4 protein-coding genes are annotated in these 9517 nt (G+C 54.0%); all 4 read right to left on the bottom strand.

Annotation, left to right across the window (positions count from 1 at the left end; translation table 11 throughout):
- Nucleotides 1-243 precede the first annotated feature (243 nt).
- On the bottom strand, nt 244-2127 hold the full coding sequence (locus FHW17_RS19890) for a UvrD-helicase domain-containing protein (protein WP_182510641.1): 1884 nt from the start codon (nt 2125-2127) through the stop codon (nt 244-246).
- Complete coding sequence (locus tag FHW17_RS19895) at nt 2124-4448, bottom strand: ATP-dependent endonuclease (RefSeq protein WP_182510642.1); 2325 nt, start codon at nt 4446-4448, stop codon at nt 2124-2126. Before FHW17_RS19895 ends, FHW17_RS19890 begins: the two co-directional genes overlap by 4 nt.
- Before the next feature lie 166 nt (nt 4449-4614).
- A complete protein-coding gene (locus FHW17_RS19900) occupies nt 4615-7806 on the bottom strand; it encodes a tetratricopeptide repeat protein (protein WP_182510643.1) in 3192 nt (1063 codons plus the stop codon).
- Between the two features lie 356 nt (nt 7807-8162).
- Complete coding sequence (locus FHW17_RS19905; protein WP_182510644.1) at nt 8163-9047, bottom strand: hypothetical protein; 885 nt, start codon at nt 9045-9047, stop codon at nt 8163-8165.
- Nucleotides 9048-9517 lie beyond the last annotated feature (470 nt).

A 9517-nucleotide genomic window follows, 5' to 3' on the forward strand; every position in this document is an offset into this window, starting at 1 on the left:
AGAAATCGATACAGACGATCCATCAAATTTTGCACAGATGCTCCGCTCATGCCTAGCAGTGTTCACACGAACACAGCGCTACATTAAATGGCCGCATTCTTAAAATCGCTCCCGAAAAACTAATAGCCAGTCTCCTTTCGTCTGCGACACACACCTTCTCGTCCCCTGTCTTAAAGCGGATATACTGGCGACACTGCGACCACCAATTTAAGTCGGAGAGGATCATTGCGTTAGTACATCGAGCTAGGCGAGCAGTTCAGCATCGCCAAGAATGTCCTCCGGTCGAAAGAAGCCCTTTGCACGGATTGCAGCCTTGGCGCTCGCGACGTCCGCCACGAACATCACAACGGCAAGATCTTGGATCGCGCGTGAGCAACACACGTAGAACAGCCGGCGACTCCGTTCAATCACCGAGTCCTTGCCTTCGGCGATGTTGTCGTTGTCTGTCTTCGACAGGTCGGTGATCCCAAAATACTTGCCGTACGAAAACAGCGTTTGCCCCTTGCCCTCCTCGTCGTCGAGAAGAACGATAACTCTGTTAAATTCCGCGCCCTTGACACCCTGCTGGGTGGCGAATGGCGATAAGTCCTCGATATATTCTCGATAATTCCACAGCTCGCTTGCCGGACACGCGAGAAATGCTGACATAGGGAGGTGTTCTGGATCCAGTTCATCGACCGGATCGAGCGGGAGCGCGAGATGTCGAGACATACGCTCGTCGGCGGCCAGCAACGTCGTCTCGGTCGCGAGCGAAAGCAACTGTCTAATAGTCGTAGCAGGATCTGAAAAAAGCCGGTTGAGATCAAGCGTTGCGTCATGAAGGCGCTTTAGGGTCTCCATGAAATTTCCGTCTATCTTTGCATTCGAAAGCGGACCCTTCTGCCGCAGGAGATTCATAATCTCGATCTCATCGCCAGCCCGCACAGCAGTTGCCAAGGGGAGGAGAAAACTGATGAAGGGCCGCAGAGGCCATGCAGTCCCGTCGACGAGACCTTCTTTCAGGCTGTCCGGCGCATTATCGTTCAACGAAGAATAAAGATTTGGGAAGCCGAGCCGCATAGCGGCCATGCGATGCACCACTACCAGCATCCGGACGTCGGCCTCATCATGATCGCTCAACCACAGAGGATCTTCGTTCACCCGGCCAAGAAATGCTCGTACCTGGCCGACCCGTGCCGAGCGATGTTCGTCCGCAGGCAGTACGAAGACCCTCGCGGTGCCTTCCAACGGGACAACCTGATCCTCCTGGCGGGTGGTCTTGCCTCCCAACTGACGAAGGCCGTCATCTTCAGAGCGTATCGCGTTAACCACCCTCAGGACGCTCTGCGAGCTACGAAAGTTTTCCGGCTTCTGTATTTTTATCCATCCCTCGTCGAGTGCCACAGAGCCCGCGCCAGTGGTATAGATCTTCTGCATTGGATCACCGAAGAACCCCACGCAGAATTCATGTTGAACGGTCTCCGCAACGGTACGGAGAGCGCTCACGAAGTTCGGCGTGGTGTCTTGGCTTTCATCGACGAAAAGGACGGGGTACCGGGCAGCAAGGAGGTCTCGGAGAAGTTGCTTTTGTGCAAGGAGATCTGGAACCAACATGATGATGTCCGAATGTCCAAGCACACCGTGTTCGTAGTCGCTGCCTGTCCCGTACGTGAACTTGTCCAGTCCGGCTACGATCTCTTTCTGTAGTCCATATCTTGTCACTGTTGCTTCGATTTTCGGACGAGAGGTGGCACGCGTCCCAGGCTTCGCAAGTCTATCGTTTTCCTTTGCAATCTTCTCGTCTAGCCGAGACAAAATCCATTCACGGATGTCGATCTGGAAAGACTGGACGAGGGACCACAGGAAGCTGTGAATCGTGGAAACACGGCAGAGTGGGTCATCTCCAACGTCGCTCCTGATCTCGTTTACTGCCACATCCGTGTAAGTGATGCAGGCGATCTGTTGTCCGCGCACGCGAAGCTCTCTTCCTCGTGTCTGCGATAGATGAGCCAGTGCCTTGATTAAGGATGTGGTCTTCCCGGACCCAGCACCCGCCACCATGACGAAGTTCGTCGGCGGTTGCGTGTCGAGCGCCTTGCGCAGGTCGACGTCCGCCTGTGTGTCGGGCTTGCCAATTCGACTTTTCATCCTAGGAGGTCCTCAAAGAGCCCATGCTCCACGCCGGCGTCACCTTCGTCAACTCCGGGGTCGGAAGGCGTGACTTCACACTCGAGCCATCGAAGTCCGTCAGCGATATACCGGGGTACCAGCCAGTCCGATGGGTTGTGCTCCAGCAGCGCCAACGCGAAGTCTGTCTTGTGAAAGCTTGAGCCGGCGATCTTCTTGTGTAGACGACGAGAGATTGCCGCCAAATCGAGCTTCCCGGCACCTTGAACACGAAGTTTGAGATTCTTGCGATCCTTGTCCTGCGACCACACCAGATTTTCGAGTGCGAAGGCCTCCTCTAAAGTCCGACCGGCAAGCACAGCGGTTTCCTCCTTCCATGCGACATCGACAGCGGTCTGATATGCCACTCGAACAAGCGCGCTGTTCGCGACCCTGACCTGAATGCATTCGCTTTCCTCGGCAGCAAGGATATCCGCAATTGGCTTTTTACCGGGCAACCACTTAATGAGTGTCTGGTTCGACGTCACCGCGCCCTCAACGGAGACCATGCAGGCCGTTCCGGCGCCAGGCTCTTCGTCTTCGTCTTCCGGCTCCTCCTCGTCCTCCGCCCCAACCGCTTCCAACGGAGCATCAGGCGCTGGGTGCTTCGCTTCGAGACCGTCGTCGGCAGGCTGATCATCTATCTCGTGCTCAGGCACCGCCCCAGGAAGAACACTGTCGATATCAGTTATGATCAGCGTCGTGATGCCGAGAAAGTCCACAAGACTTTTGAACCGGTGTCCGAACGCGCCACCGATTTCGAGGACGCTCAAATAGGCTGATTGGAGGCGAGGAGCCGCAGTCGCAATCATCTGCGGCAGCAGGAGACGTTCGACGTTCCCTTCGACAAGCACTGCGGCGTCCGCGAAGAAAAGATCGCAATGAGTGAGCTTGAGATATCGCTCAAGGAAGTTCCGAGATAGTACTGACGTCCCGTGGTAGAAGGCCGACAGATTGAGCACTTCGGACGTGTGATAGGCCGCGCTGGCGCTACTTCGAAAATACCGAATTGGACGGAAACCGCGCTCGTACAGAATGTGCGAAGAGTGGGTCGAAACCACAAGCTGGCTCGTGTAATACTGAGCGTCGGCGCCTTCGATGTTCAGGATGTCTAGGACCTTGCGGACGAATACCTGTTGAAGCTGAACGTGCAGGTGAGCTTCCGGTTCCTCGATGAAGACCAGGTGAAGAGGCGGTCTGCTTTCTTCGTCATCCAACCATCTTGCATGTAGATCGAGCAGTTCGACGACCATGTAGATCAAGTTCTTGAACCCGAGCCCGTTGTACCGGTCAGGCAGCGTCGGCAAGACGCCATGCTGATCTGCTTCGCCGAGTGCATAGTGCACTCGCGTACCGTCCTGAGAGCTCATTATCGTAGCGGGGTTCAAAGCTGTCTTGATGAGCAGACGCGGGTTGCCCAGACCGGGATATCCAAGCTCCGCAAGCCTGTTGAGAGTAGGTCCGAATACTCGGTCAAGATGATCGTTCAGCATGGTCTCCGAATCCGCCAGGGCTCGCTGCGCCTCAAAGTCTGCGGCTCGTTGCTCAAGGTTTCGCTGATAAAACCTTCCAAGGACTCGGGACAGTTCTTCCGCGCGCGTCCCGCCCGACGAATCGGAAAGGTGACGCTGTGCATGCAGGAAGTCCACCTTGACGAGTCCAGCGAGAATATCCTTTCCGCTACGGCCCTTGTCGGTAGATATCAGGCGGGCAACGTAGCCCGGTTGCTCGCGTAATTCGTCGTCGAAGCGAGGTCGATCAAGAACGTAGTAGCGCAGTTCAAATCCTTTGCGCAGTCTAATGCCGCTCTCATCGCGCAGATAGTCGCACAGCGTTCTTGGTGACGGGTGATAGGTGATAGTTCCGTCTTCACCCGCGCGCGAGTTCGCCGCAGCAAGAGCGTAGGCGGCCTGAAAATCCCGTAGCAGCGCAGCGGGATTAGAGGCCGCAAATTCGACCCGGATGCCGACCGTATTTCCCGTAAAGGAAAGACTGGGAAGTAGGTCGACGACTCTATAGAGGTTTGCCGGTTCCACATTAAACCAGATGTCCATGGAAATTGTGGGTAGCACGGCGTCGGGAATGCCCGCCCCGAAACCGTCGATCGCATCCCAGCATTCCGAACTGAAGTCGTGAATGGAAAAACGCTCGCGCGAAGCGGCGGTGAAGAGCTGAAGGGCGTGCGTGGCAGACGTCTTTCCGCTGTTGTTCGCTCCCACGAATATCGAGATGTCGGAGGCAAGGTCTATGCGCACGTCTTGGAGACGACGGAAGTTGCGAATTCGTATGGATTCGATGTGCATAAACTTCCCGCCAACAATACCCTCAATATTTGTACTGTAGCTAAAGTAAGTGTGATTCGTAATTGTAAGAAATTAATATCTTTAAGTAGATCAGAGTTTTGCGGCCACTTTCCACATGCGCTTGGGTCGCAGGATATGGGGGAGCCTCGCTAGCACACGGTTGCCATCACATTTCCCGCGGGCTGCCTTTTCGGACGCCGGCCCAATCCTGATCGCCCGCTGGCAAGTCAGCATAATCACGAACAACCAAATCGCGTTTGAAGATGCCGAGCCCTTTCATCAGAGAAACGCCACTTTCCTCGAAATGGGCGGGCAGCAAATAGTACCCACCATGATGGGCAAAGCGCTCAAGAAAAGTGCTCAAGTTCACGTCGTCCGCAGGCTCAATGAATTGCGAGCGATTGGCCATCGCGACGAATTTCCTATTGTCTACCTTTCCGTCGTCTGGCTCGTTTGAGGCAAAGATAGCGAAGTAATGATGCTTAGCTTCGCCAGGAACATTCCTGACAATCGAAAGCCGGATTTCTGCGCCCAGGTCTGCATCGCCAACTCGTTCGCGCCACCGTTCAAATATCTTTCGAGCGGCAATTTCATCTTCAAACAGCACTAGCATGAGCGGAGGCTGGGTCTCATCGACGCTGGCGTAGCCCATCCCTCGCCAGCGCGCGCGATTCCATGCGTGCACGTCGATCACCGATCGCACTTTCATCACGCGGTGATCCTTGATGTCGTATGGACTTGCGGCATGAGGGCCATTGGGGGCCCGGGGCGGTTCAATCAGGTCGAAAACGGGTAGCGGGTATTTCACGTTGAACTGCGCTTTCACAACGCTGTCCCAATCTGACAGCCGCACGGCATGCCGACGCCAGACGCGGTGAAAGCTGTTCAGCGAGACGTGAACTAGCGTTATGCGCTGCTGGATCGCCTCATCGTTCATCAGTTTGTCAATTGCCGTGCTAAAGTCATCCATCATACAGGTGAAGCCGAAGACCTGCATCGCCACCATGAACATGGTTCTTTGGACTGTGTCCTGCGTGGCAAACGCGTGAGGTTCCAATGTCCTTGGCCAACGCAAGGTGCCTTTGACATCTAACTCGGAAATCTCAAAATCCGGTTCTTTGAGTTCGGAGCTTTCTTCTATGGCGATCACGAATTTCTCAGTGTGAGGAATAATTCGTTGTTCGGGGATCGTAGCAAAAACCGCTTCAAGGGCTCCGAGCATGATCTCGGCAATCATGATTTGCGGGATGCTACCGTCCTGAATTACCTCAACAGCCATCCCCAACAGGTACGTCTCAACTGACTGAGGGGCGGCTTCGTTAAGAACCAACCTGCGACGTCGGCGGCCGACAGGCTGAGCCGCGAGCCGCGATAGAAATTCGCGGACGCCGTCGTCGGTCTCGGCATCGGGGATACTCCAGTCAGTGCGCAGCTCAGCCATATGTCCCATCGCATATAATAGGCCGGTGCGCGCCATCCATAAACCCAAGGCGTTTAGAATGTCCGACGCAGCAGAGAGCCCTGCGAGTTCTTTTTCGCTCAGATTCAGGAGCACACTGCCAAGCGCCGCATCCAGTTCCTGAAGATCATCGACAAGATGCTTCTTTGAGTCTTCGGTCAGTGGCAGTTTTCTCACTACGCCGTTCAAGAACTGAATCGCTGCAAGAAAATCAGGGACGTGATTTAGCTCCAATTCTATCCATGCGAGCAGCTTCAGGGCAGGGATAATCGTGATCGGAATGTCACTCTCTTGCTCGCCAATAATAGTAATCGTTGCGACTGCGAATATACAGCTCGACCTGGCTGCCCAGAGAAGGCCCGCGCTGCGGTACGCGAGCGCTAACAGGAGCACTGCGTCAGCTAGCTCTGCAGAGTGCTCCTTTTTGGTTAGGCCCAAAGCTGCCCGACCCAACAGCCTGATCATGTCAAACGAGTGCTCAAAGTCGAGCTTTTGCGCCCTGCGAAATAGCACTAGCGCACCTTCCGCCTCACTCGTCCGCGCTGCCACGAAGGCCGACAACCTCTCCGACAGAGTAGTATATTCTGGGTCGCTCCCGGCAATGGTAGATGCCGCTTCAATGATAGCCGCCAAGGTACGAGCATCATATTCCCCAAGTCCCTTGGCCCGCTCGATCAGATCAGCAAATCCCTGCCAGATAGGGCTCAGATCACCTATCGGCAAACTGGCCAAAGTTCGGTTCATTCGCACAATCAACAGACTGGTTTCAGCCTCGAGTTGATTGTTAGGGCGGTCTGTGTCCGCCGCCATCGCCCATAGTCTCGTCTCGAGCCGAGCTGTCCTTTCTTCCACCTTCAACTGACCTGCGGGCAGCAACTTCTGAGTCACAGAGTTGAAGAGCAACTGATTAAGGTTGCAGAGCAGACCTACCGCCTGGGAATGATCGGAATCCGCTAGAAGTGTTTCAAAGGCGTCGTATCCACTATTCAGCAGATGTACGTCGTCGTACCACCAAAATCCTGTCCAAATGAGTTCGTACTGCGCCTCCAACCGCTGGAGAAATGTTCCGCCGTCGTTGGCGAGACGTATCGCGCGCATGAACCGGCCTTCAACTTCGCTCCTAGGTTTTTCAAGTCCTCGCGCCAGCTTTGCGGCAAGCAACGCCTCCGTCGCTCTTTCCACATCCATACCCACAAAGGACTCAGGATTATCTATGCTCTTCTCTATATCCGTGAGTTGCCGCAACCGAGAATAGTCTGTCGGACCTAACCTAAGCGGGTCGGATTTTAACTCGCCAACGTTCAGGTAGTTAAAGGCTAGGTCCTTACGGTCCGCATCAATCGTTTGTTCCACGATCCACGTCCGATCGTGGATAGTGACGGGGATGCCAAATTGCTTCGTTAGGGAATCTTCCAGGTCAGCTCGAGTTTTGGACTTTGCGAATTGGCTCGTTACACAAACAATCCGGTCATATTTTCGGCCGGTCGCATAGATACCTTCGACATCGGATCGCACTTTCTGCTGCCATCGTTGCTTGGTACTGAAGGCGAACGCCCAACGTTCTGTACCGGCGTTGGACTCACCTTCAAAATAGAGGGACCTGATTTCCGAAGCCACCGGCACCGTCTCTGCGTCTGCCTTACTGTCGCCGCCTCCGTCCGGTCCAGTTTGTCCGCGTAGGTTCGGGCAAATTGCACGCTCACAAAGCTTGCGGCAGAAGATTTCAAAGTTTTGGGTCTGATTGCGGCTTGTCATCGTTCCGAGGTGGTACTCGAAGAGCCCACGGTCCAGAATATAAGCGACTCGATCTTCGGAATCCGAATAATATTCCGGACGAAGCTCCCGCATGAACTGCGAGGGCGAGATGCCTTTTGGCTCAAAAGTCGGTGCCTGTTCCATGCGAACATAGATAGAACAACTGGGTGGCTTGCGCCAGTTCCGTCGTTCGTTCCGCAAGACATATCCACCGCAGGTGATCGATAAAGGCACCTGAGGCGGTTACAATTAATCATGCACCCCTGCGAGCGCAAAGCAGACGGCTCTATATATAGATCATACTATAGGCAGCTTTGCCTTCTTCGGGACTAAAAGCCGCTATTCCGTTCCCGGCCTCATCTCGGCCGTTGAGTGGCAATCGCTCTATTGCCTAAGCTGCTTATTATTTCGGCTCGGCGCCGTGACTACCAAATCACCTACATTGCCATGTTTCGCGATTGGCTTGGGCGCCATCACTCTGAATGGCATCAGTTCGCGGGTTACCCGCTAATGATTTTGGTTAAGTCGGCCAGAAATGTTTCGTCGTCTGTCTGATCAACCATCTGTGGTGGCTCGTAGCGATCCATCACCTCGAGCAGATAGGAAGCGAGTTTTTCGTCGCCACGGGCTAGGTGTGCCTCCCACCTCAGCATCAAGACTTCGTAGGTGATGATGTGGTGAAAGCGAGCCTGTGTGTATCGATAGAGCCCCTTCAGAACAGCATGCATTGCCGTTGTGTCTTCGGCATTTTCCAATACAGGGTAAATATCATCAAGATTACACAGCGGGCTGATTGCAGCCACGAGACCGAGCGTTGACCAGACTGTGTTTGTGGCCAACATATGATTTGCCAGCGAAGAGGGGTCGACGCGAAGATAGATCAGGGCCAAGAGTAAGATTTCAGCTGTCCAGATATCCTGTGACCCGTCGTTGCCAATGTCTGGCCAGTACTGCCCCAGTGGAGCCGTCTTGCCTGTCACAAACCAATTCACGGCTGCGTGCCTGAATAGATTGCGCAACGCCTCCTGTTCGTGTTGTGGCCAAGACAGTAAGCCCAGTCTGGCAATCTGATCGGGCAACGAAGGACTCAAGCACCTGTCAAATATGGCACATTCAAGCGCGCGCGGCAGCCAATACCGGAATGTAGCAACGCTGCCAGAACAATTGGGATGTTCTAGATAGATTGGCGAAAAACTAGCGTAGTCTGCCCTGCGAATATTGCTCTGACCGCATATCTGCTCCTCTTGCTCTACCGTGAAGCACTGCCGACAAAAACCCCGTGCCGGCCGATAGGGCGAGAACACCTCATAGACGTCATCCAGACATGCCTTCGCGTCTGGACCAGAACTGTCGAATGCGAAAAATAAGGGCGCATTGGTTTTCATAAACACAGCCTAATGGGAAGCGTGACAGAAGTGAATGCTCGTACCCATCTTGGCCACCTGAATTAACTCTCTTTAATAGCTCATTATCGTTGTTTTTATTACCTTATTCCACTTATTACGCATTTATCACGGTATTAGCTTCGTCATTGTCGACTCCTCGTTCATGGGTCGGTCGGGAGTTATCCCGCCTTGTCCTACTGTCGGGTCTGATTGAGCTCTGTGGCCGTCCAAGTTCCCGACCTGCACCCAATCTCCGCGCTTGCTCCCCTCTACAGGTCTGATTTCAATGTGTTTTCTGGAACTCCCTGCCCCCTCCGCTTGGCCCATTGCCTTTCCCGCTCAATGCTGTTTTCTTCTTATCGGCATTTACAACTGTTCATTTTCTGACAACTTTCTAGTTTGTACAAAATAGCAAAATTCGGGTTGGTATTGCCAATATTCCGGCGATTGGAATACGGGATCGGTCGTGG

It is taken from the genome of Phyllobacterium sp. P30BS-XVII (assembly GCF_014138335.1).
Lineage (GTDB): Bacteria > Pseudomonadota > Alphaproteobacteria > Rhizobiales > Rhizobiaceae > Phyllobacterium > Phyllobacterium meliloti.

Coding starts and splice junctions, on each gene's coding strand:
- FHW17_RS19900 (WP_182510643.1), bottom strand. CDS start 7,806: ATGGAACAGGCACCGACTTTTGAGCCAAAAGGCATCTCGCCCTCGCAG.
- FHW17_RS19895 (WP_182510642.1), bottom strand. CDS start 4,448: ATGCACATCGAATCCATACGAATTCGCAACTTCCGTCGTCTCCAAGAC.
- FHW17_RS19890 (WP_182510641.1), bottom strand. CDS start 2,127: ATGAAAAGTCGAATTGGCAAGCCCGACACACAGGCGGACGTCGACCTG.
- FHW17_RS19905 (WP_182510644.1), bottom strand. CDS start 9,047: ATGAAAACCAATGCGCCCTTATTTTTCGCATTCGACAGTTCTGGTCCA.